Source organism: Mycobacterium sp. VKM Ac-1816D, from assembly GCF_000416385.1.
GTDB lineage: Bacteria > Actinomycetota > Actinomycetes > Mycobacteriales > Mycobacteriaceae > Mycobacterium > Mycobacterium neoaurum_A.
Map to the genome: position 1 here is coordinate 1 of NZ_AOHQ01000132.1, position 22,375 is coordinate 22,375.

A 22,375-nucleotide genomic window follows, 5' to 3' on the forward strand; every position below is an offset into this window, starting at 1 on the left:
AAAACCGGCTGGACCCCCACCGCCCACCCCGACGGCACCACCGAATGGACCGCACCGTCCGGGCATCGATACGTGACGATGCCACTGGGGCCGATTCTGTTCCCGCACAACACCATCGACACCCCGATACCAAGAACACGACACATCACCCTCATCGATGAGCGCGACCGCGAACCGGCCATCCCGCGACGCCAACGCACCCGACAACACGACCGTGACTACCGCATCAGCGCCGAACGCACCCACAACGCAGCCGCTGTCGCCCTCGAAAACGCCCGCGGACAACCAGACTTCTAGGCGCGCGACGCCCGCAATCTGACGATGCCCAGCACCGTCAGCACACCGGCGACCGTGGCGAGCAGCAGCGCCAGCAGGATCAGCGGCGGGTAGTAGATGACCGTGGCCACCGTCGGCTCACCCTCCAGAACCGGCGGTAACTCCGCGTCCGAGCGCGAGGCCAACCAGCTCAGTACGCAACCGACGAGGGCAAGCACCGCAGCACCCAGTTGGATCATCGCGGTGCGCCTCACGGCATCTGCTCCTCGACCAGTCCGACCAGGGCGGTGCGGAGGGTGCGGTGTTTACGCGCCCACGCCTGCCCCGTCCGCTTATCGGTCAACTTGATACCGATACCGGTTCGACCGCGCGGAATCCCACTGAGCTCACCGAAGGCGCGGTAGGTCTGCCACTTCTCGCTCTCGCCACGCTTGAGCTCCGGATAGATCTGAACGATATCGGCGATCGGTATCCGCTCGGTGCCCTGACGCAACGTCGTCGGCGTCAGCTCCACCGAGGTGTGGATACGGGCTGCCTTGATCTGGATCGCAAGGAAACCACTGATCAGGATGCAGAACACCGCGGGAACACCCAGCCCCCATCCGGCACCACCGGACACCTGGATCAACGCCATCGCCAGCCCGGCGATCGGGCCGGCCAACAGCCACCACCAGGTACCGCCGGGCTCGTGGAAGAGCACCTGCTCGGCAGGTGCCTCGGTCAGATCCTGGTCGATCGGTTCGTCCTCGGTCATTGCATGTCCAGAAACCAGTCCGTGGCCGCCGGCCGCATGAACAGGGTGGCACCGATGGCCACCGGGACCACCCCGAACAACGTGGGCAGCGTGATGGTGAACGGAGCCAGCAGCGTCAACAGGAACACCATCACCACGACCGCCACGGCCATCACCACCACCGACCGACGGAACCGCAGATCGCCGTTGCGAGCGCGCCCGGCCAGGAAGCTCAGCGCCATCCCGACCACGGCCCACAACACGCTGAGCCCGCCGAGCAGGATCCGCAGATTCTGCACCGTCTCCGGGGAGACATCCTTGCCGAACACCGCGTCATCGGCACTGACCGCCACGCTCAGGCCCAGCAACCCACCCGACAGCAACAACACCGAGCCCACCAGAACCGACCAGAATGCGATGTTGACGATGCCGGGACGTGCGGGTGACGAGGGTGCGGTCATGATCCCGGCAGCCTAGCGGGTGAGGTATTCGTGAGCGTCCTTGCGGTGCAGCAGCACCACCCCGCCCAAAATCAGCACCGACCCCAGGATGGTGCATGCTGCGTACCCGAAGGCGGCGACGGCGGCACTGCGGTCGACGGTGAACAGACTGGTCACCGTGTAGACCACCGCGGTCAGCCCACCCGCGGTCAACAGCGTGCGCGGCCAGCGGTAGCCGAAGCGCAGCAGCCAGGTGAAGGCGGCGACCACCGCGGCGACCACGATGACGAACAGCACCGATGCCGCGTAGATGTACCAGGCCACGTCGATCGGCGCGGTGAACAGATCGATCAGGTAGCCCAGCACCATCAGGATCAGCGCGGCCGCCCACAGCCCGACGCCGGTGTCCACGTCTTCCGGTCGGACGTTCTCGGCAGGCGCAGGCTCGGTCACTTCAACCAGCCGGCAGCCTCGGCCGCCCAGTAGGTGAGCACGATATCGGCGCCAGCCCGGCGGATGCTGGTCAGCGATTCCAGTGCGGAGGCCCGCAGATCGATCCAGCCGTTGGCCGCGGCGGCACTGATCATCGAGTACTCCCCCGAGATCTGATAGGCCGCGACGGGCACCGGTGAGATCTCCGCGGCCGCGGCCACCACATCGAGATAGCTCATGGCGGGCTTGACCATCACCATGTCGGCACCCTCGTCGATGTCCAACGTGATCTCGTGCACGGCCTCGCGTGCATTACCCGGATCCTGTTGGTAGGTGCGCCGATCCCCGGACAGGCTGGAATCCACCGCTTCCCGGAACGGGCCGTAGAACGCCGAGGCGAACTTCGCCGCATACGCGAGGATCGCGACATCCTCGTGCCCCGCCTCGTCCAGGCCGTCACGGATCGCGGCGACCTGGCCGTCCATCATGCCGCTCGGCCCAACCACGTGCGCACCGGAATGCGCCTGCGCAACAGCGAGTTTCACATACTGCTCGTTGGTTGCATCGTTGTCGACGCGCCCGTGCGCGTCGAGCACACCACAATGACCGTGATCGGTGAACTCGTCGAGGCAGGTGTCGGCCATCAGGACGGTGGCATCGCCGAGGTCGGCGGTCAGGTCACGCAACGCGGCATTGAGCACACCGTCGGGATCGAGCCCGACGCTGCCGGAGGCATCCTTGTCCTGCGCCTGCGGAACCCCGAACAACATCAGTCCGCCTACCCCGGCGGCCACCGCATCGGCAGCCGCGCGGCGCAACGAATCACGGCTGTGCTGAACGACTCCCGGCATCGAGCTGATCGGCCGCGGCTCGGTCAGCCCGTCGGCGACGAACATCGGCAACACCAGGTGCCGGGGTTCCAGCGTCGTCTGTGCGACCAGCCTGCGCATCGCCGGCGTGGAACGCAGCCGACGGGGACGATGTCTGGGGAAACCCATTTACCGGCGGCGGCTCTTCTTGCGCGGCGGAGGCAGCGCACCCTCAGCGCGCAGCCGGGCGGCATGCTCGGCGAGCGCCTCAACCAGCGGACCGACCGCGGCCGTCTCCGGCTGCACATCGACGCGCAGGCCGAATTCGACTGCCGTCTCGGCGGTCTTGGGACCGATACAGGCAACGATGGTGCGCGCGTGAGGTTTACCCGCGATGCCGACCAGATTGCGGACCGTCGAGCTGGAGGTGAAGCAGACCGCGTCGAACCCGCCGGTCTTGATCATCTCGCGGGTGTGCGCCGGCGGCGGGGCCGCACGGACGGTGCGATAGGCCGTGACATCCTCGATCTCCCAACCGCGTTCACGCAGACCCTCGGCCAGCGTCTCGGTGGCGATGTCGGCGCGCGGCAGCAGCACCCGGTTCACCGGGTCGAAGATCTCGTCATACGGCGGGAACTCGTCGAGCAGGCCCAGCGAGGACTGCTCACCGGCGGGCACCAGCTCGGGGTTGATACCGAAGGCACGCACCCGATCGGCGGTGGCCTGGCCGACACAGGCGATCTTCACACCCGAGAACGCGCGGGCGTCCAGGCCGAACTCGTTGAACTTCTCCCATACGGCACGCACGGCGTTGGTGGAGGTGAACACCACCCACTGGAACCGGCCGTCCACCAAACCCTTGACGGCCCTTTCCATCTGGGCCGGGCTACGCGGCGGCTCGACGGCGATGGTGGGCACCTCGACCGGCAGTGCGCCGTGGGTGACCAGCCGGTCACTCATCTCGCCGGCCTGATCCTTGGTGCGCGGCACCAGCACGGTCCAGCCGTAGAGCGCCCGGCTCTCCCACCAGTTCAGCTTCGCGCGGTTGGCGACCGTCTTGCCGATCGTGACGACCAGCGGACCCGACAGCGGGCCCGGTGTGCCACCGGAGGGCTCGGCCGCGTTCAGGATGGCCTTGTCGCCGAGGCCGACCAGCGTGGTCTCCACCGAATGCTGCTGGCAGGTGGTGCCGTGCGCGGTGATGACGGCCGGCGTGTTCTCGGCGAGGCCGTACTCGACCAGCGTGCGGGCGGCGTCGGCCAGGTGGCCGGCGGTCGCGTGCAGGATCAGCGGTCCGGGGGCGGCGGCCAGCGCAGCCCAGTCGACGTTCGGGTCACGCACATCGGCGACCGTGTGCGACGAGCCCAGCGGCAGACCGGCATAGGTCGGCACTGCGGTGGTATCCGGCAGGCCCGGCACGATCTCGAAGTTCAGCTGGGTCCGTGCCAGCGCATTGACCTCGGCGATCACCGCGTCCACCGACAGCGGGTCACCGGCGACCAGCCGGACGACGTCGAGACCGTTACGCGCCTCGGCGGCCAGCGTCTTGGCGACCTCGGCGGGATCGCCGAGGGCTGGTCGCACATCGGGACCACCCGGCACCACGGCGGCGACGGTCTCACCGTCGGGCGTCTCGGTGGCGGCGGGCTCGGGGCCCGAGGTCGGCGGCAGTTCGGAACCGACCAGCGCCAGCACCGACTCGGGCACATCGGGATCGGTGAACACCGTCGCCGCATTGGCGAGCACGGTCCGCGCACGCGTTGTCAGCAGGCCCGGATCACCTGGGCCGGAGCCCACGAATGTGATGCGGCCGGGCCGAATCTTGCGGCCCCGGTTACCTGCGTGCCCAGTCATCTGTCACTCCCAGCGTCTGCCAACACGTCGCGTGCGCCCAGTTCGAACAGCTCCGCGGCCACCGAGAGCCCCAGCTCTCGTGCCCGCTCGGGAGTCCCGATGCCGGACGCACGGATCACGTCGGATCCGTCCAGCGCCGCCACGCATGCGCGCAGCGACAGCTCTTCGAAGACGCGGCCGTCCTCATCGATGGACTCGACCACCTCAGCGATGGCACCCACCGGTGCGGAGCAACCCGCCTCCAGTTCGGCGAGCAGGACACGTTCAGCGATGACCGCGGCGCGCGTGTCGGCGTCTTCCAACTCCGCCAGTGTCGCGACGAGGTCGGAATCTGCGGCACGGCATTCGACCGCGAGCGCCCCCTGAGCCGGTGCCGGCAACATCTGCACCGGTTCCAGAGCCTCGGTGACAACGTCCAGCCGTCCGATGCGGGCGAGGCCCGCTCGGGCGACGACGACGCCGTCGAGATCACCGCTGCTTACCCTGTTCAACCTGGTGTCTAGGTTGCCTCGTAGGGGGCGGATTTCCAAACCGAGACCCAGTGCTTTAAGCTGCGCGGCCCGCCGCGGGCTCGAGGTACCGATCACCGAGCCCGCCGGGAGCTCGCCGAGCACCAGTCCGTCACGCGCCACCAGCGCGTCCCGGGAGTCCTCACGGGGCGGAACGGCGGCGATGGTGAACCGTTCGTCACGGGCGGTCGGGAGATCCTTGTAGGAGTGCACGCAGGCGTCCACCTCGCCGTCGGCCAGCGCCTCGCGCAGGGCCGCGGTGAACACCCCGACGCCGATATCGGCGATCGGGCCCTGATTGCGGTCGCCCTCGGTGGAGATGATGACCAGTTCGGCCTCGTGCCCGTTGGCGATCAACGCGTCGCGGACGAAGCCGGCCTGGGTGGTGGCCAGCAGGCTGCCCCTGGTGCCGATTCGGATCACTGAGTATCGGTATCTGATGCGAGCAACGGCAATTCGCCGCCGGCTACGGCGTCGACGGCCTGCGGGTCGAGTTCGAACAACTCGCGCAGCGCCTCGGCGTAGCTGTCCCCACCGGGCGCCCCGGCGAGCTGCTTGACCCGCACGGTCGGCGCGTGCAGAAGCTTGTCGACGACCCTGCGGACAGTGCGGGCGACCTCGTCACGATGCGTGGAATCCAGCCCCGGCAGCCGGTTGTCCAGGCGCAGCAGTTCGGCCTCGACGACGTCGGCGGCGCGCTGGCGCAGCGCGGTGACCGTCGGGGTGACCTCGGCCATCCGCTGGCCGGCCAGATAATTGGCGACCTCATTGGCGACGATGGTGCGTGCGGCCTCGGCATCCGAGGTCGCCGCGCGGGCCCGCGGTTCGCGCTGGATGCGCTCCATGTCGATGACGTGGACGCCGGGCAGCCCGTTGACCGCGATGTCGATATCGCGCGGCATGCCCAGATCGCACATCACCAGCGGACGATCATCGTCATCACGGGCGGCCAACGCGAGGTGCACATCGGCGAGCGTCATGACCGGGCGGACGGCGCCGGTGCTGCTGACCACGACATCGGCGGCGGCCAGGACCGCGGCGACATCGTCGAGCAGATACGGATGCGATGCCACGCCGAGATCGGTGATGTTCTGGGACAGCCTGCGGGCACGCGGCAGCGATCGGTTGACGACGTCGATGCGCTCGACACCGGCCCGGACCAGGTGTTTGGCGGCCAGGGCACCCATCGCGCCGGCGCCGACGACCACGGCCCGGCGGCCCGCCAGGCCACCGATGCGCCGATCGGCCATCTCCAGCGACACCGAGACCACCGAGGCGCCTGCCGAGTCGATACCGGTCTCGGTGTGCACCCGCTTACCGACGGACAGGGCACGCTGGGCCAGCTCGTGCAGGGTGCGGCCGACGCTGTGATTGGCCTCGGCGGCGGCGTAGGCGCGGCGCACCTGCCCGAGCACCTGCTGCTCACCGACCACCAGCGAATCCATCCCGCTGGTCACCGAGAAGAGATGTTCGACGGCGGCCTCGGCGTAGCGCACGTAGGCATATTTGGTGAGGTCGTTCAGGCCCATACCGGAGCATTCGGAGAGCACCTGGCCGATGACGGACAGGCCACCGTGGAAGGCGTCGACGACCGCATAGATCTCCACCCGGTTGCAGGTGGAGAGCACCATGGCCTCGGTCACCAACGACGACTGCAGGAGCTGGTCGACGATCTTGGCCTGGTCGGCCTCGTCGGTACTGAGCTGCTCCAGAACGGAAACCGGCGCACTGCGGTGCGACACTCCGAATAGCAGTACGCTCACGGCATCATCACCCAGATTCTTCCCGTCGCTCGCCCTAGGCCACGGTCCAAAGTAGCCTTTACCAGCGCAGCGACCAAATTAGCTGAGATCTTTTCGTAACTGCGCTTCGTCGACCTCCCAGTAGCTGTGTTCGACACCGTCGAGAAGCACGACCGGCAGCCGATCGCCGTACTCGGCGCGTAACGCGGGCTGACCCCCCTCGGCGGCGATGTCGACATCCACCGACTCCCAGCGCATGCCCAATTCGGCGGCCAGCGCGTCCAGCGTCGCGGCCGCCGTCGCGCACAGGCCGCATCCGGCACGTGTGAGCAACAACACCTGATGGTCCACGCAACCAGTATCGGCCCCCGGTGACTTAATGTTGAACGGTGTCCGACACGCCTCCGCCGCCACCGCCGGACCTGACCGCGGCGGCGTTCTTCGACGTCGACAACACCCTGGTGCACGGATCGTCGCTGGTGCACTTCGCCCGTGGGCTGGCCGCGCGCAAGTACTTCACCTACCGCGATATCGCCGGGATCATCTACGCGCAGGCCAAGTTCCAGTTCACCGGCAAGGAGAACAGCGACGACGTCGCCGAGGGCAAGCAGAAGGCGCTGGCGTTCATCGAGGGCCGCTCCACCGCCGAACTGGTCGAGCTCGGTGAACAGATCTACGACGAGATCATCGCCGACCGGATCTGGCCGGGTACCCGTGCGCTGGCCCAGATGCACCTCGATGCCGGCCAGCAGGTGTGGTTGGTGACCGCGACGCCCTATGAGCTCGCCGACACGATCGCCCGCCGCCTCGGCCTGACCGGGGCGCTGGGCACCATCGCCGAATCCGTCGACGGTGTGTTCACCGGCCGGCTCGTCGGGGACATTCTGCATGGCGCGGGCAAGGCCCATGCGGTCCGCTCCTTGGCCATCCGCGAGGGCCTCAACCTGCGTCGATGCACCGCTTATTCGGACAGCTTCAACGACGTGCCGATGCTGTCGCTGGTCGGCACCGCCGTCGCGATCAATCCCGACGCGGCGCTGCGCGATGTGGCCCGCGAACGCGGCTGGGAGATCCGCGACTTCCGCACCGCACGCAAGGCGGCTCGCATCGGAGTGCCCTCGGCATTGGCCCTCGGTGCGGTCGGCGGGGCCCTGGCCGCGGTGGCCTCTCGCCGCGACGCCGGTCACTGAGCCGCCGCACGGTAGGCTGACCCGCCATGGGCATTGCCGAAGAGATCGTGGGAACCCACTACCGGTACCCCGACTATTTCGAGGTCGGCCGCGAGAAGATCCGTGAGTTCGCCACCGCGGTGAAGGATGAGCACCCCGCCCACCACAGCGAGGAAGGTGCCGCCGAGAACGGTCATGACAGCCTCGTGGCGTCGCTGACGTTCATCGCTGTCGCCGGGCGCCGGGTGCAGCTGGAGATCTTCAACCAGTTCGATGTGCCGGTGAACCTGGAGCGGGTGCTGCACCGTGATCAGAAGCTGGTCTTCCACCGCCCGATCAAGGCCGGCGACAAGCTGTGGTTCGACTCGTACCTCGATTCGGTCATCGAATCGCACGGCGCCATCCTCACCGAGGTCCGCGCCGAGGTCACCGACGACGACGGCAACCCGGTGCTCACCAGCGTCATCACGATCCTCGGTGAGGCCGAGCACGAAGGCGAGGCCGACGAGGTCACCGCCCAGATCGCCGCCGCGCGTGATGCCTCGATCGCGCGAATGGTCGCCAACCAGAACAGCTAGTTGTGAGTTGAGATCGACATTTTTGTGGTCTCAGGAAGCCTGCGACGACAACTACGTCGATCTCACGGGCGCCACCCCCGCGACAGGAGAGTCGTCCGAGCCTCGGAGATGATCTCGGCCGGCCGGTCCTCCTTGATGACGTGCTGGATACGCCAGTCCAACCGGCGCAGCACCCGCCCGATCTTCACATCGTTCACATAGTCGTACCGGCTCGTCAGATGCTGCTGTCCGTCGTATTCAGCGCCGACCTTGAACTCCGTCCAGCACATGTCGATTCGCCGGACATAGCGGCCTTCCTCGTCGTACACCACAAACTGGGTTGTGGGTCTGGGCAGTCCGGCATCGATGAAGAGCAATCGCAACCATGTCTCCTTCGGGGACTCCGCTCCGCCGTCGACGAACGGCAGAGTCGTCCGTAGCCGCGTCACCCCCCGCGCCCGCGGATGCCGCTCTGCGATCGTCGCGACCTGCTCGACCGAGAATCGTCGCGCCCGAGCAAGCGCATCCAGGCGAGCCACTGCCCAATCACGCGGGTGATACCTCGCCAGGTCGAAGGCGGTCCGTGCCGGTGTGGTGACCCGGACTCCCGAGATCGTCGCGATCTCATCCGGTTGCAGGGTGTCGTTGCGCACGATCAACCCCTGCTGGGTACGGCGCCCACCCATGACCACCTCGATGGGCTCATCGGCGTCGACCCACTTCGCGCCGTAGAGTGCCGATGCGGCTACGCCGGCGATGACGGCGTCGGGTGCTGCCAATCCGATTCCGACGATGCGATCGCGCAGCGACACCTCATGCTCAGCGGGGACATAGATCCCCCGGTAAATCGGCCGATACCGGCGTCGCAAAGCGAACGGCGTCAACTCACCTGAAGCGACGGCTTCGGCGCCGACGAATGGGATGCGCATGCTCAATCAGACGCAGCGGCTGCCTGAACGGCTCCATCGATTTAGTGAGATCGACGTTTTTGCGCTCTGACGACGTCCGCGACCGCAGAAACGTCGATCTCGCCGCAGAGAACTACTCAGCCCAGGAAGGTGTTCCGGCGATTCGCCAGCAGCTGATACAGCGTGTGCTGGATGGTCTCGCGGACGTGGTCGGTCAGCTCGAAGGTGATCATGGGGTCATCCGCCGCACCCTCGTCATAGCCGTCGGTGGAGATCGGCTCGCCGAACTTGATGTGCCACTTCGACGGCAATGGCACCAAACCCAGCGGACCGGCCAGCGGGAACAGCGGCGTGACCGGGAAGTAGGGCAGCCCCAGCAGCCGCGCCAGCAACGTGATGTCACCGATCTTGGGGTAGATCTCCTCGGAGCCGACGATCGAGCACGGGACGATGGGCACCTGCGCGCGCAGCGCGGCCGAGACGAAACCGCCGCGACCGAACCGCTGCAGCTTGTAGCGGTCCTTGAAGGGTTTACCCAGCCCCTTGAACCCCTCGGGGAATACCGCGGTGAGTTCACCGGCCGCGAGCAACCGGTGCGCATCGGAGCTGCATGCCACCGTGTGGCCGGCCTTGCGGGCCGCCTGACCCACCACGGGCATGTCGAAGACGAGATCGGCCGCCAGCAACCGCAATGCCCGCTGGCGCGGATGGTGATCGTGCACCGCCACCGACGCCATCAGTCCGTCGAAGGGCAGCACGCCGGCATGATTGGCCACCACCAGTGCCGCTCCGTCCAGCGGCAGGTTCTCGATACCGCTGACCTCGACGCGGAACCAATTCCTGAAAAGTCCACGCAGCAGCGGTAATACGACGTTGTCATTGAGGTGCGGATCGAACCCGAACTCGTCGACGGTGTAGTCACCGGTCATCCGGCGGGTGGCGAAATCGGCGATCGCGGAGATGGCCTTCGACAGCTCGTTGGGGACGTCCTCGGGGGCGGCAGCCGCGCCGTTGTTGCGATGCTCGTCGATCTCGCGGACGACGGCGGCGATCTCCTCGGCGGAGGCGCGTTCGTCGGAGTCCGACAGCAGGGAGGGATGCCTGCGCGCACCGTCGGCACGCTGAGCGGCGCGGCGCGCAGCGGTCGAACGACCCGAATTCGCGCGCAGCGGAATCACTTTCGCTTTTGATTCACCCGCCACCGGACAACCTCTCCCCAACCCGACGTCACGTCGTCCCCAAGCCGCCGCAGCGTTGCGCCAGCGCCACCGCCCGGCCTTCCACAGAGCGTACCCAGTTCGGGTCGATGATCGGCGTCAGACCACGTCCCCGCACGTAATCGTCGAATGCCTCCGCGGTGGTCCACTTCGGGATATAGCCTAGGTCGTTTCGCATCCTGGCGGTATCCATCACCCGGCCGAAGCTCACATAGTTCAGCTGCTCACGGTCGAGCTCGGTGTAGCGGGTGGCGCGACGCAGTGAGTCGACGACGGCCAGCGCCGAACGCGGCACCGGCAGCGCGACCCGGCCGGAACGGCGGATCGCCTGACTCATCATGATGATGCCGTCGGCGCCGACGTTGAAGGTGCCGGGCCTGCCCGCGACGGTGGCCCGTTCCAGCGCGCCGAGCGCATCCTGTTCGTGCAGCAGCTGCAGCCGGGCATCACGGCCCAGCACCGTGGGCACGACCGGCCCTGCCAGGAAGCGCGAGAGCGCGGTGTCCATCGCGGGGCCGATCATGTTGGCCAACCGCAGGATCGTCACCGCGATATCCGGGCGTCGACGGGCCAGCCCCCGGGCATAACCCTCGATGTCGATGCTGTCGCGTGCGAAACCATCGGTCGGCGGCCGGCGCGCACTGCCGTCCTCGGTGAACCGCACCGGATCGCGCGAACTGGACCCGTACACCTCGGAGGTGGACTTGAGCACGACGCGGCGCACCGACGGCGCCTTCTGCGCGGCCGCGAACAGCTGGATGGCACCCATCACGTTGAGCTCTTTGAGGGTGGCCCGTCCACCGGCGCGCGGCGCGTAGGAGGCCGCCGCGGCGTGGACGACGGTGTCGACGTTGCCGTTGCGGATGACCTTGGCGATGAAGGGGTTGCGGATGTCGGCGCGCACGAATTCGGCGCGCCCCATCCGCCGCAACAGATCCTTGCTCGGTGCTATCGCATCCACCGCGATGACATGGTCGATCGCGGGGTTCTGCGCCAGGCGTGCAGTCAGGTACCCGCCGAGAAAACGGCAGGCCCCGGTGACCAGGACGACTTTAGGTTCGGAACCAAGCTCATCCATCGGGCCAGCCTAGCGGCCGAAGCCGAAAGCTACTTACCGAGTTTTCTGCGCTGGACCCGGGTGCGACGAAGCAGCTTACGGTGCTTCTTCTTCGACATGCGCTTACGCCGCTTCTTGATTACTGAACCCATGAACTCCGCTACCTACCGATGTGTGAACTGACCGGGTCACCTTACCCGGGTGCCCCGGCCCGGAACTAATCAGCCGGCGTCGAAGTACGAGGTCTCCAAGAGGTCGTGCACCGCCTTGGCGTGTACGCGGAACGAGCGACCCACCCGTACCGCAGGCAGTTCACCGTTGTGCACCAGGCGGTACACGGTCATCTTGCTGACCCGCATCAAGCTGGCGACCTCTGCGACGGTGAGAAATTGAGCCTTCGGCTGGCCGTCGCCAGCGGAATCCCGCGCCGATGGCCCGTTCATTGACGTCATCGCAACCCAATCCATAAGGCACGGCCGGGCCAGCGGCTTCCCCACCGCTGGCACGTACGCGTGCATACACGAGGAGAATAGCGTGGCCACTGGGGTTATTGCGACGGGTGTGGGCTAATCAGTCCGAAATTGGTGAACTACTCTGATGTAATTCCTAGCTGCTCAGAGCGTGTTTTGGCCGCTTGCACGGCATCTGCCACGGCACTGCGCAGGCCACCGCGCTCGAGTTCTCGCAGACCAGCCGCGGTGGTACCACCCGGTGAGGTCACGATAGCCCGCAGCGCGGTCGCAGAGGTGTCCATTACGCCATTCGGTGCCGAATCCCGGCGGTCCAGCAGCATGGCCGCCGACCCCGCCATGGTGTGCACCACGAGCTCGGTGGACACCTCGCGTGACAACCCGGCCGCCACACCTGCGTCGACGAGCGCCTCCACCATCAGGAAGAAGTACGCCGGGCCCGAACCCGACACCGCGGTGACCGCGTCCATCTGCGTCTCGGTCACGGTCAGCACATCGCCGACGGTGTCGAAGATCGCGGCGACCTCCTTGAGCTGCTCCGGGGTGGCGAACCTGCCTGCCGCCACCGCGCTGACACCACCGCCGACCACCATCGGCGCATTCGGCATCACCCGCACCACCGGAGAGCCCGCGGGCAGCTTGTTCTCGAAGAAGATCGTGCTGACGCCCGCGGCGACGCTGACGAAGACCGTCTCGTCGCTGTCGTTGTCGGCCTTGGCGACCGCCTCGGCGATCTCCGCTGTCACCGCGGAGACATCACCGGGCTTGACCGCCACGATCACGTAGGACGCATTCTCGACGGCGTCGGCCACCGAGGTCACCAACACCTGATGCGTTTCCGACAACTGCCGGGCCCGATCGGGATGCTTCTCGGCAACCACCAGATCCTTGACCTGACGGCCCGCCCTCAACAACCCAGAGAGCAGGGCCTCGCCGATACTTCCTCCGCCGATGATCGCAATTCTCGCCACCGGGAAAGCATGTCACGGACCGTGACATGAGTTCGCTCAGGACGCGGGCACCAACGCGAGCTGACGGCTCTGCACGATGATCCGGCCGCTCGCGTCGACCACGACATGGTCCTCGTCGAACCACTCCTGCCCGATCTGGGTCGTCGTGCACAGCACCCGCAACCAGCCGTCGACCGGGACGGCCCGCAGGAAGGCCGTCAGCTGGACGGTGGGCGCCCAACCCAGGCGGTTGACGCCGAAGGTCACCGGGGCCGACACATCACCGCACAGCAGGGCGAACAGGACGTCCGGGGCGGCACCGCGCGGCCGCACCCAGTACTCGATCACCGGCGGGCCTCCGTCGGAACGCGGCGCCATGGTGGTCAGCGACGGCCGGATATCGCAGCCGTGGGCCAGGTGCACCACATCGGCCATCGGATGTCCGGGCCCGATGGGCTCCAGCCCGGGCGGCGGCTCCGGAGTCATCAGCGGGACCACCGGGTTCGTCGACAGCAGCGGGACGGTGTCGTCCTCCGGCACGCCGAGGGTGATGGCCGCGCGCACGGCGACGCGCTCCCCCTGGCGCAGTTCGACGTCGACCAGACTGATCCGGCGACCGCGCTTGCGCACGTCGGTGAACACCTGCAGCGGCCCCGGGTCCGGCGCCCACAGGAAGTTTCCCGACACCACGATCGGTTCGACACCCGGGACACCGATCTCGGTGCGCGCGGCGTTGGCGCACAGCGCCAGCATCGCCCCGCCGTGCACCTTCGGCCCGATCGTCCAGTGCTCGTTGAGAGCCCCGGTATAGACCCCGTCGCCCGCGGTTTCCAGCCGCATGGCATCGCTGAACAACACACTCATCGCAGCAGGTGCTCCCTTGCGAATTGGAGGGACTCGATCAACAGCGCATCCCGTTCGGCGGCGTTGCGCGCCCCCGAGGTGGTGACCTCCAGGATGACGTGCCCGGTGAAATCCGACGTCGCCAGCTGCCTGCAGATCTGCGCGGCGGGCTGATTGCCGCGGCCCGGGACGAGGTGTTCGTCGGTGGATGCCCCACTGCCGTCGCAGAGGTGCAGGTGCACCAGGCCGTCACCCATCCGGCGCGCCAACTCCAGCGCATCGGTGCCTGCGGTGGCGCTGTGCGAGAGATCCAGCGTGTAGTGCGCGTGACCACCGTCGAGCGGGTCATAGGACGGTGCGAACGCCGAGATCGCCGGGCCGGGATCGCCGCCGCGCCGACGCATCCGCTCGATCGACGGTTTGCCGGTGCCCCAGAACCGGTCGGCGCGGAACGGGAACATGTTCTCCACGGCGACCAGCACGTCGCTGCCGGCCTCCAAGGCTGCGACCTGCGCGCTGAAACCCTCGGCGTACCGGCGCTGCCAGCGAAACGGCGGGTGCACCACGACGGTCTGGGCACCGAGCTGTTCGGCGGCGCGCACGCTGCGCTCCAGCTTGGCGATCGGGTTGGCGCCCCAGACCCGCTGCGAGATCAGCAGGCACGGTGCGTGCACCGAGAGCACCGGGATGCCGTACCGCTGCGACATGGCCTCGATGGCGTCGATGTCCTGGCTGACCGCCTCGGCCCACACCATCAGCTCGACCCCGTCGTAGCCCAGGCGGGCGGCGTGCTCGAACGCCGCCTCCGTGCGCAGCGGGTACACCGAGGCCGTCGACAACCCGACCTTGATCGCGGGGCGCACTAGCTCGTCATCAGGTGGATTGCAGCAACGCCAGCGGGCCGAGGGTGACCATGGCACCCACCGCGACGGCGATCAACGTGCTGGCGATGTCCTCGGTCTTGCGGACCACCCGCACCCCCACGACCAGGCCGAGGATCACCAGCACCGACAGGGCCAGCGCGACGATGTTGTTCCACTTCCACAGCTGGTCGAAGGCGATGAACAACCCGGCACCGAGCGCGACGGCCAGCACACTCTGCACGACGACCCACAGACCGCGCATGAAAGCGGAGCCCTCGTGCTGCTCGCCGGTGTCGCCGACCAACAGCAGCTCGGTGTCGTCGAGATCGCTGCGATCAAGGTCGCCGCTTTTCAGATCGATGTCCTCCGGGCCCGGAGTCCGGGTGCGCCGGGTCGCCTCGTCGGCCACGGAATCGCCGCCGAACAGGGTGTCCGAGGGCGACTTCAGATAGGACAGCCGGTCGGCCGCGCCGTCGACATGGTCGTTACCGTCGACGTCGTCGTCGAGCAGCGGGTCCGGGCTCATCGCCTCTGCGGCCGCCGTATCGGTCGACTCGGCTTCGACGGCACGCCGGGAGAAGCCGTGCGCGCGGCGGCGGGGTTGGAAGGCCACCGGCTCGGGCTCGGCCTCGCGCTGCTGCAGGTGCGCGTCGTAATCCGTGGCCGCCACGTCGACCGCGGCGGTCTCGTCGGCATCCGGTTCTGGTTCGGCCTCGGGTTCGACGTCGGGTTCGGCCTCCGAGTCCCCGAGGGGTTCGGCTTCCGGCTCGTCGAGGACGGGCGCGTCGACGGCGGTCTCCTCGGCCGTCGGAGCCTCGGCTTCCGGCTCGTCGAGGACCGGATCGTCGACAGGCGGCGCCGGGGCGGGGGGCTCGTCGGTCATCGAGACGATCGGGATCTCCCCGGTCAGCTCGGCGACGGTCACCGCGTCGGCATTGCCACGGCGGCGACGGCGACGCCCACCGGGCGCAGGTGCGCCGATCGACCCGTTCTTGGCGAGCAGCTCGGCGACGGAAATGGGTCGCGTCGACGTGTTGTCTGCGTTGCTGTTGGTATCAGTCATCGTCTTTTGCCCTCGGGAGTGGCTGGGATGGTCTCGACCAGGGCGGTTCCGTCGGCTTCACTGTCGAGTTTGCGCAGGATCAGGCCCTCCCGCAACGCCCAGGGACAGATCTCCACCGTTTCGACACCCAAGGCCTTCATACTCGCCTCGGCAACCAGCGCCCCCGCCACGATCTGTGGCGCCCGCTCGGCACTCACCCCCTCCAACTCGGCTCGGTCGGCCGTTGTCATCCTAGAGATGAAAGCGATCAGCTGGCGCAGACCGCTCGCCGTCAGAGTCCGCTTGACCCGCGGCCCCGCCCCCGACGGCGCCGCGCCGGTGAGCCGCGCCAACGACCGGAACGTCTTGGATGTGGCGACCGCCAGGTCGGGTGTGCCCGCCGACTGGATCACCGATCCCGCCTCGGAGAGCTCGGTGGACAGCCAGTCGCGCAGCATCGCCACCCGGCGGCGGCCCGGCGGGTCCTCGGCCAGCCACTCCCTGGTCATCCGCCCCGCGCCCAGCGGCAGCGACAGCGCCACATCGGGCTCCTCGTCGACACCGCTGGACAACTCCAACGAGCCTCCGCCGATATCGATGTTGATGATGCGCCCGGCACTCCAGCCATACCACCGGCGCACCGCCAGGAACGTCAGTCGCGACTCGTCGACACCGCTGAGCACGCGCAGCGACACCCCGGCCTCGGCCTGCACCCTGGCAAGCACCGCCTCGGAGTTGGTGGCATCACGCACCGCCGAGGTGGCGAAGGCCATCAACTCCGAACATCCCGAACTGGTGGCGATCTTGGCGAACTCGTCGACCGTGCTGACGAGTTTGTCCGCACCCTTGCGGGTCAGTTTGCCGGTCGAATCGATCGCCTCGGCCAACCGCAGCGCGGCCTTGGTGGAACTCATCGGTGTCGGGTGTCCACCACGGCGGGCGTCGACGACCAACAGATGAACCGTATTGCTGCCCACATCCAGCACGCCCAATCGCACGCGACCAAGGTTAGTGGGTTTACCGTTGACAACTGTGAAGACGTCACCCGTCGGCGGTAGGCAACTCGGAGGAGTGGGTGGCGAAGTCGACCTCGACTTCGCGCGCGAGTGGGTCGAGTTCTACGACCCCGAGGACTCCAACCACGTGATCAGTGCGGACATGACGTGGTTGTTATCGCGCTGGACATGCGTTTTCGGCACGCCCGCCTGCCAGGGCACGGTGGCGGGCCGCCCCGACGACGGCTGCTGCTCGCACGGCGCCTTCCTCTCCGATGACGACGACCGCGCCATGCTCGACGATGCCGTCACGAAGTTGACCGACGAGGACTGGCAGTTCCGCAGCAAGGGGCTGGGCCGCAAGGGCTATCTCGAAGACGACGAGTACGACGGCAAACCCAACCAGCGGACGCGAAAGTACAAGGGCGCCTGCATATTCCTCAATCGGCCGGGCTTCGCCGGTGGGATCGGCTGCGCCCTGCACTCCAAGGCGCTCAAATTGGGTGTCGAACCGCTGACGATGAAGCCCGAGGTCTGCTGGCAGTTACCGATCCGCCGCACCCAGGACTGGGTGACCCGGCCGGACGGTTCGGAGATCCTCAAGACCGTCATCACGGAATACGACCGGCGGGGTTGGGGCGAGGGCGGTGCCGACCTGCACTGGTACTGCACCGGGGATCCGGCGGCCCATGTCGGCGCCAAGCCGGTCTGGCAGTCCTACGCTCCCGAACTGACCGAACTGCTCGGCGAGAAGGCCTACGCCGAGCTGGCCGCGATGTGCCGGCGCCGAGGACAGCTCGGGCTGATCGCCGTGCACCCGGCGACCCGCGCCGCCGAGTAGGACCGGTCGCAGCGGCTCAGCCCTCCAGCTTGTAGCCGAGGCCACGGACGGTCACCAGGTGCACCGGGCTGGCGGGGTCGGACTCGATCTTCGAGCGCAGTCGCTTGACGTGGACGTCCAGGGTCTTGGTGTCGCCGACATAATCGGCACCCCAGACCCGGTCGATCAGCTGCCCCCGGGTCAGTACCCGTCCGCTGTTGCGCATCAGATACTCGAGCAGGTCGAACTCCTTGAGCGGCAACGTGATCTGCTCGCCGTTGACGCTGACGACATGGCGCTCGACGTCCATCCGTACCGGGCCGGCCTCCAGCACACCGTCGGCGATACCGGCATCGTCGTTGTCCGCGCCACGGCGCAGCACCGCGCGGATGCGGGCGATCAACTCACGGGCCGAGTAGGGCTTGGTGACGTAGTCGTCGGCACCGAGTTCCAGGCCGACGACCTTGTCGATCTCGCTGTCCCGCGCGGTCACCATGATGACCGGCACGCTGGACCGCGACCGCAGTTGCTTACAGACGTCGGTGCCGCTCATTCCGGGCAGCATGAGGTCCAGCAGGACGATATCGGCGCCAGCGCGCTCGAACTCGGCCAGTGCCGAGGGGCCGTCGGAGACGACGGTGGCCTCGAACCCCTCCTTGCGCAACAAGAATGCCAGCGGATCAGCAAGGGACTCTTCATCTTCCACGATCAGGACACTGGTCATGAGAGTGCCGTGCCTTTCGCTACAAGGGCTCCCGGGGAGTCTTCCACGATCAGGACACTGGTCATCAGAGTGCTGCCTTCCTTATTCTTCATCATCGGCCGAACGGCCCTCGGGTATCGCCGGAATCGACAGGGTGAACGTCGAACCGGTGCCCGGCTGACTCCACAACCGAATCGATCCGTTGTGATTGGCCGCCACATGCTTGACGATCGCCAACCCCAGACCGGTGCCGCCGGTGGCGCGTGAGCGCGCCTTGTCGACCCGGAAGAACCGCTCGAAAACCCGCTCCTGGTCGGCGCGGGCGATACCGATTCCGCGGTCGGTCACCGCGATCTCGATCTCGTCACCGCGGCGACGCCGGCTGATCGAAACGTCCGATCCGTCCGGGGAGTATGCGATGGCGTTGGACACCAGGTTGGCGATCGCGGTGACCAGCAGCCGCTCGTCGCCGAGCACCCGGAAACCCGTCGGCGCATCGGTGGTGATTTTGATGTGCGCGCTGTCGGCGGCCACCTTGTAGCGCGAGACCGCCTCGGCGACCACATCGTCGACGTCGACGCTCTCCAGATCCGGCAGCGGTTCGGCGCCCTGCAGCCGGGACAGTTCGATCAGCTCACCGATCATGTCGGCCAGCCGCACCGATTCGATGATTATCTTCTCGGCGAACCGGCGCACGGTATCGGGATCCTCGGTGGAGGCCATCATGGCCTCGGCGAGCACACCCATGGCCCCGACCGGGGTCTTGAGCTCGTGGCTGACGTTGGCGACGAAATCTCGGCGGGTGGCCTCCATGCGGGCCTGTTCGGACTGATCTCCGACGAACACCACCGCGAACTGATGTGCGCCCTCCACCAGCAATCGCACGTGGCCGCGAACGGCAAGCCCCGAACGGCCGGACTTCTGGCGTTTGCGCGGGGACAGGTCGATATCGACATCGGCGCCGGTGGCCAGGCAGCGCTGCACCGCCTGCCAGGCGCGGTCGTCGAGCAGCCGGTCACGCACCAGGCCGAGTTCGATGGCCTGGTCGTTCATGTAGACGACATCGCGGAAGGTGTCGACGACGACGATCCCCATCGGGGACATCGCGGCGATATGGCTGAGCATTTGGGAGACGGTGATCCCACCGCCTTCTTCGATGTCGCGCTCGGTCCGGCGGGCGGTGATCCTGCGCATCGCCACCATGCCGACGGCGACACCGATTCCGAGCGCGAGCACAGTCAGCGCTGCCGCCAACAGCAGCGCGGAACCGACACTCACGCGAAAATCGTACGCATCAGGTGAACGACATCCCAGCAGCAAGCGGCCAAACCGGGACAAGTCACACGCAGAAAGACCAGTATTCGGCGGCCGTTTACCTGACGCTCACCTGGTGCGCGCTACTTGGCGCCCTGCGCCGCGACGGCCGCGGCCCCGGCGGCGGCAGCCTCGGGATCCAGGTACTTCCCGCCGGCCACCGTGGGCTTGAGGTTTTCGTCCAGCTCGTACAGCAGCGGGATGCCGGTCGGGATGTTCAGGCCCACGATATCGGCGTCGGACATTCCGTCCAGATACTTCACCAGGGCGCGCAGCGAGTTGCCGTGCGCCGCGATCAGCACCGTCTTACCGGCCTTGAGGTCGGGCACGATGGCCTGCTCGAAGTACGGCACGAAACGCTCGACGACATCGGCGAGGCATTCGGTCAGCGGGGCCCCGCCCGGGATGCCGGCGTACCGCGGGTCGGCGTCCTGGCTGAACTCGCTGCCCTTCTCGATCGGCGGCGGCGGGGTGTCATAGCTGCGCCGCCACGCCATGAACTGCTCTTCGCCGTACTTCTCCTTGGTGGCGGCCTTGTCCAGGCCCTGCAGCGCGCCGTAGTGCCGCTCGTTGAGCCGCCAGTCCCGGTGCACCGGGATCCAGTGCCGGTCGGCCGCGTCCAGGGCCAGGTTGGCGGTGGTGATGGCGCGCCGCAGCAGCGAGGTGTAGAGCACGTCGGGCAGCACGCCCTGTTCGGCGAGCAGCTTGCCGCCGCGCACCGCCTCGGCCCGGCCCTTGTCGGTGAGGTCGACATCGACCCACCCGGTGAACAGGTTCTTCTGGTTCCAGTCGCTCTCGCCGTGGCGCAGCAGGATCAAGGTCGGCATGACTGGAATCTTGCCATGACCGTTCAGTCCTCGATGAGGTGCTCGAAAGCTTCGAGGTTCTTCAGGGATTCGCCGCGGGCCACCCGCCACTCCCATTCCTTCTGGATGGACGATCGGAAGCCCAACTCCAGCAGGGTGTTGAAATCACTGTCGACGGCCTCGAGCACCTGTCCGAGCACGCGGTCGATCTCGTCGGCGGTCACCGAACTGTTGGCCATCCAGCCCACCAGGTAGATGTCGCCGAGGTTGTCCAGCGTGTAGGCCACCCCGTAGAGCCTGCGGTTGCGCTTGAGCAGGAACTTGTAGACAGACTCGAAGTTCTCGTCGGGACGGCGGCAGACGAAGGCCTCCACCCGCACCGAATGCTCGCCGACGCTCAGGATGGTGTTGGTCTTGAGCCTGCGCTCCCCCGGCAGGGCCACCACGAGCCCGGGCAGACCGCCCTTGACGCCTTTGTGCTGGGTGTATTCCAGGTCGTTGGCGGCCAGCGTCTCCTCGATGATGCGGGTGACACTCATGCTCGCACCCCCCGGCGCAGCGCGAAACGACGGCCGGTCCGCCGGGTCGGCGCCGCCGATCGGGGATGCCGGGACCGGTAGTCGGTGATGGCGCGGCCGTAGCTGTCCATCAGCCCGTCGACGGTGTGTGCCCAGGAGAAGGTCGCCGCGTGCGCCACGGCGGCCGCGCTGAGCCGATCGGCGTCACCGGCGAGCACCGAACGCAACGCCGTCGCCCAGTCCCCGGCATCGTGGCCGTCGACCAGAGCACCGGTCACACCGTCGCGCACTGCCACCGGCAGACCGCCGACGGCGGCGGCCACCACCGGGGTGCCGCAGGCCTGGGCCTCGACGGCGACCAGCCCGAAGGATTCGTTGTAGCTCGGCACCGCGACCATGTCGGCAGCGCGGTAGATACCGACCAATTCGTCACGTGATTGGGGTGGGAGGAATGTCACGCGATCGGTCATACCCAACTCGGCGGCCAGTCGAACAAGCCCGTTCGGGGTGTCCATTCCCGACCCGGACGGACCGCCGGCGATCAGCACCCGCAGGTCGGCGACCTTGGCCGCCGCCCGCAGCAACACGTCCGGTGCCTTCAACGGCTGGATGCGACCGACGAACGCGACCACCTTGTCGTCCTCGGCCAGGCCCAGTGCTGCGCGGGCGTGGCGCCGCGAGCCGGGGGTGAACACCGACAGGTCGACTCCGGGGTGCACCACGTCGATACTGGCCGGGTCGGCATGGTGCAGCGAAACCAGTTGGCGCGCCTCGATTTCGGTGTTCACGATCAGCCGGTCGGCCTCGTCGACAACCTGTTGTTCGCCGACCGAACGCAACACCGGTTCGGGGGTGTCGCCGTCGGCGAGGGCGGCGTTCTTGACCGCGGCCAGCGTGTGGGCGGTATGCACCAGCGGCACCGCCCAGCGATCCGATGCCAGCCACCCCACTTGGCCGGACAGCCAGTAGTGCGAATGGACGATGTCGTAATAGCCGGGCTCGTGGGTGGCCTCGGCGCGCAGCACCCCCGCGGTGAAGGCGCACAACTGGGTGGGCAGATCGTTCTTGTCCAGTCCCTCGAACGGGCCGGCCACCACGTTGCGCACCAGAACCCCGGGTGCCACCTGCACCACCGGCTCGTCCAAGGAGGACGTGGCGCGGGTGAAGATCTCCACCTCGACGCCCCGGCGGGCCAGTTCGAGCGCGGTCTGCAGCACGTAGACGTTCATTCCGCCGGCATCGCCGGTACCCGGTTGTGACAGCGGTGAGGTGTGTACCGACAGGACCGCAACGCGGCGGGCCTCCGTCAGTCCGGACGGCTCGGGTACGACACGCACAAGCTCATGTC

At 67.5% G+C, this 22,375-nt stretch carries 27 protein-coding genes and 1 pseudogene; 4 read left to right on the forward strand and 24 right to left on the reverse strand.

What is annotated here, in order from left to right; translation table 11 throughout:
- Positions 1-297, forward strand: a pseudogene (locus G154_RS26800) (HNH endonuclease); the annotation flags it as partial.
- On the opposite strand, the gene G154_RS11605 reads toward G154_RS26800, so the two are convergent.
- The 9 genes from G154_RS11605 to G154_RS11645 all read right to left on the reverse strand — a co-directional run bounded on the left by G154_RS11605 (position 294) and on the right by G154_RS11645 (position 7,146).
- Positions 294-530: a hypothetical protein gene (locus G154_RS11605; RefSeq protein WP_019513822.1), complete on the reverse strand. Its 237-nt coding sequence runs from the start codon at positions 528-530 to the stop codon at positions 294-296. The pseudogene G154_RS26800 and the gene G154_RS11605 sit on opposite strands and share 4 nt — an antisense overlap.
- Entirely contained in the window at positions 527-1,030 is a 504-nt protein-coding gene (locus G154_RS11610) for a hypothetical protein (protein WP_019513821.1), read from the reverse strand. The genes G154_RS11605 and G154_RS11610 overlap by 4 nt, the downstream gene beginning before the upstream one ends.
- Entirely contained in the window at positions 1,027-1,470 is a 444-nt protein-coding gene (locus G154_RS11615) for a hypothetical protein (protein ID WP_019513820.1), read from the reverse strand. Before G154_RS11615 ends, G154_RS11610 begins: the two co-directional genes overlap by 4 nt.
- 12 nt (positions 1,471-1,482) lie before the next feature.
- Positions 1,483-1,902, reverse strand: a complete 420-nt coding sequence (locus G154_RS11620) for a hypothetical protein (RefSeq protein WP_019513819.1) — start codon at positions 1,900-1,902, stop codon at positions 1,483-1,485.
- Positions 1,899-2,879 (reverse strand): porphobilinogen synthase, encoded by a 981-nt coding sequence (gene hemB / locus G154_RS11625; RefSeq protein WP_023985270.1) that lies wholly within the window; start codon positions 2,877-2,879, stop codon positions 1,899-1,901. Before hemB ends, G154_RS11620 begins: the two co-directional genes overlap by 4 nt.
- Positions 2,880-4,544 (reverse strand): bifunctional uroporphyrinogen-III C-methyltransferase/uroporphyrinogen-III synthase, encoded by a 1,665-nt coding sequence (locus G154_RS11630; protein WP_023985269.1) that lies wholly within the window; start codon positions 4,542-4,544, stop codon positions 2,880-2,882.
- On the reverse strand, positions 4,541-5,476 hold the full coding sequence (gene hemC, locus G154_RS11635; protein WP_019513816.1) for a hydroxymethylbilane synthase: 936 nt from the start codon (positions 5,474-5,476) through the stop codon (positions 4,541-4,543). The genes G154_RS11630 and hemC overlap by 4 nt, the downstream gene beginning before the upstream one ends.
- Positions 5,473-6,816 carry a glutamyl-tRNA reductase gene (locus G154_RS11640; protein WP_023985268.1) on the reverse strand — a complete coding sequence of 448 codons (1,344 nt, stop codon included), beginning with the start codon at positions 6,814-6,816 and terminating at the stop codon, positions 5,473-5,475. The genes hemC and G154_RS11640 overlap by 4 nt, the downstream gene beginning before the upstream one ends.
- 78 nt (positions 6,817-6,894) lie before the next feature.
- Complete coding sequence (locus tag G154_RS11645; protein ID WP_019513814.1) at positions 6,895-7,146, reverse strand: glutaredoxin family protein; 252 nt, start codon at positions 7,144-7,146, stop codon at positions 6,895-6,897.
- 38 nt (positions 7,147-7,184) lie between these two features.
- Here G154_RS11645 and G154_RS11650 point away from each other — a divergent pair, with 38 nt between their 5' ends.
- Both G154_RS11650 and G154_RS11655 read left to right on the forward strand, forming a co-directional pair.
- The gene (locus G154_RS11650; protein ID WP_019513813.1) at positions 7,185-7,985 is read left to right on the forward strand and encodes an HAD family phosphatase; all 801 of its coding nucleotides are present in this window, start codon (positions 7,185-7,187) and stop codon (positions 7,983-7,985) included.
- A gap of 26 nt (positions 7,986-8,011) precedes the next feature.
- On the forward strand, positions 8,012-8,542 hold the full coding sequence (locus tag G154_RS11655; protein WP_019513812.1) for a MaoC family dehydratase N-terminal domain-containing protein: 531 nt from the start codon (positions 8,012-8,014) through the stop codon (positions 8,540-8,542).
- Between the two features lie 62 nt (positions 8,543-8,604).
- On the opposite strand, the gene G154_RS11660 is transcribed toward G154_RS11655, so the two are convergent.
- The 10 genes from G154_RS11660 to G154_RS11700 form a co-directional block, all read right to left on the reverse strand.
- Complete coding sequence (locus tag G154_RS11660) at positions 8,605-9,450, reverse strand: type IV toxin-antitoxin system AbiEi family antitoxin (RefSeq protein ID WP_019513811.1); 846 nt, start codon at positions 9,448-9,450, stop codon at positions 8,605-8,607.
- A 116-nt stretch (positions 9,451-9,566) separates the two neighbouring features.
- Positions 9,567-10,631 (reverse strand): lysophospholipid acyltransferase family protein, encoded by a 1,065-nt coding sequence (locus G154_RS11665; RefSeq protein ID WP_023985267.1) that lies wholly within the window; start codon positions 10,629-10,631, stop codon positions 9,567-9,569.
- 25 nt (positions 10,632-10,656) lie between these two features.
- Positions 10,657-11,724: an SDR family oxidoreductase gene (locus G154_RS11670; protein WP_019513809.1), complete on the reverse strand. Its 1,068-nt coding sequence runs from the start codon at positions 11,722-11,724 to the stop codon at positions 10,657-10,659.
- Positions 11,725-11,753: 29 nt separating this feature from the next.
- On the reverse strand, positions 11,754-11,855 hold the full coding sequence (locus G154_RS25995; protein WP_003402602.1) for an AURKAIP1/COX24 domain-containing protein: 102 nt from the start codon (positions 11,853-11,855) through the stop codon (positions 11,754-11,756).
- A 69-nt stretch (positions 11,856-11,924) separates the two neighbouring features.
- The gene (locus tag G154_RS11675; protein WP_023985266.1) at positions 11,925-12,155 is read right to left on the reverse strand and encodes a cell division/environmental response transcriptional regulator; all 231 of its coding nucleotides are present in this window, start codon (positions 12,153-12,155) and stop codon (positions 11,925-11,927) included.
- 137 nt (positions 12,156-12,292) lie between these two features.
- Positions 12,293-13,144 (reverse strand): pyrroline-5-carboxylate reductase, encoded by an 852-nt coding sequence (gene proC / locus G154_RS11680; RefSeq protein ID WP_019513807.1) that lies wholly within the window; start codon positions 13,142-13,144, stop codon positions 12,293-12,295.
- Between the two features lie 36 nt (positions 13,145-13,180).
- A complete protein-coding gene (locus G154_RS11685; RefSeq protein ID WP_019513806.1) occupies positions 13,181-13,987 on the reverse strand; it encodes a thioesterase family protein in 807 nt (268 codons plus the stop codon).
- Positions 13,984-14,829, reverse strand: a complete 846-nt coding sequence (locus G154_RS11690; protein ID WP_019513805.1) for a sugar phosphate isomerase/epimerase — start codon at positions 14,827-14,829, stop codon at positions 13,984-13,986. The genes G154_RS11685 and G154_RS11690 overlap by 4 nt, the downstream gene beginning before the upstream one ends.
- A gap of 10 nt (positions 14,830-14,839) precedes the next feature.
- Complete coding sequence (locus G154_RS11695; protein ID WP_019513804.1) at positions 14,840-15,892, reverse strand: hypothetical protein; 1,053 nt, start codon at positions 15,890-15,892, stop codon at positions 14,840-14,842.
- Complete coding sequence (locus G154_RS11700) at positions 15,889-16,869, reverse strand: Ppx/GppA phosphatase family protein (RefSeq protein WP_023985265.1); 981 nt, start codon at positions 16,867-16,869, stop codon at positions 15,889-15,891. Before G154_RS11700 ends, G154_RS11695 begins: the two co-directional genes overlap by 4 nt.
- Positions 16,870-16,903: 34 nt before the next feature.
- On the opposite strand from G154_RS11700, the gene G154_RS11705 reads away from it, so the two are divergent.
- Positions 16,904-17,707 (forward strand): hypothetical protein, encoded by an 804-nt coding sequence (locus G154_RS11705; protein ID WP_234713033.1) that lies wholly within the window; start codon positions 16,904-16,906, stop codon positions 17,705-17,707.
- Positions 17,708-17,723: 16 nt separating this feature from the next.
- On the opposite strand, the gene regX is transcribed toward G154_RS11705, so the two are convergent.
- The 5 genes from regX to mshA form a co-directional block, all read right to left on the reverse strand.
- Positions 17,724-18,410: a two-component sensory transduction protein RegX gene (regX, locus tag G154_RS11710; protein WP_019513801.1), complete on the reverse strand. Its 687-nt coding sequence runs from the start codon at positions 18,408-18,410 to the stop codon at positions 17,724-17,726.
- An 81-nt stretch (positions 18,411-18,491) separates the two neighbouring features.
- Positions 18,492-19,667, reverse strand: coding sequence for a cell wall metabolism sensor histidine kinase WalK (locus G154_RS11715; RefSeq protein ID WP_019513800.1), 1,176 nt, complete (start codon positions 19,665-19,667; stop codon positions 18,492-18,494).
- Between the two features lie 119 nt (positions 19,668-19,786).
- Complete coding sequence (locus G154_RS11720; protein WP_019513799.1) at positions 19,787-20,530, reverse strand: phosphoglyceromutase; 744 nt, start codon at positions 20,528-20,530, stop codon at positions 19,787-19,789.
- 23 nt (positions 20,531-20,553) lie between these two features.
- Positions 20,554-21,048: a YbjN domain-containing protein gene (locus G154_RS11725; protein WP_019513798.1), complete on the reverse strand. Its 495-nt coding sequence runs from the start codon at positions 21,046-21,048 to the stop codon at positions 20,554-20,556.
- Positions 21,045-22,364: a D-inositol-3-phosphate glycosyltransferase gene (mshA, locus tag G154_RS11730; protein WP_019513797.1), complete on the reverse strand. Its 1,320-nt coding sequence runs from the start codon at positions 22,362-22,364 to the stop codon at positions 21,045-21,047. Before mshA ends, G154_RS11725 begins: the two co-directional genes overlap by 4 nt.
- Positions 22,365-22,375: the final 11 nt, after the last annotated feature.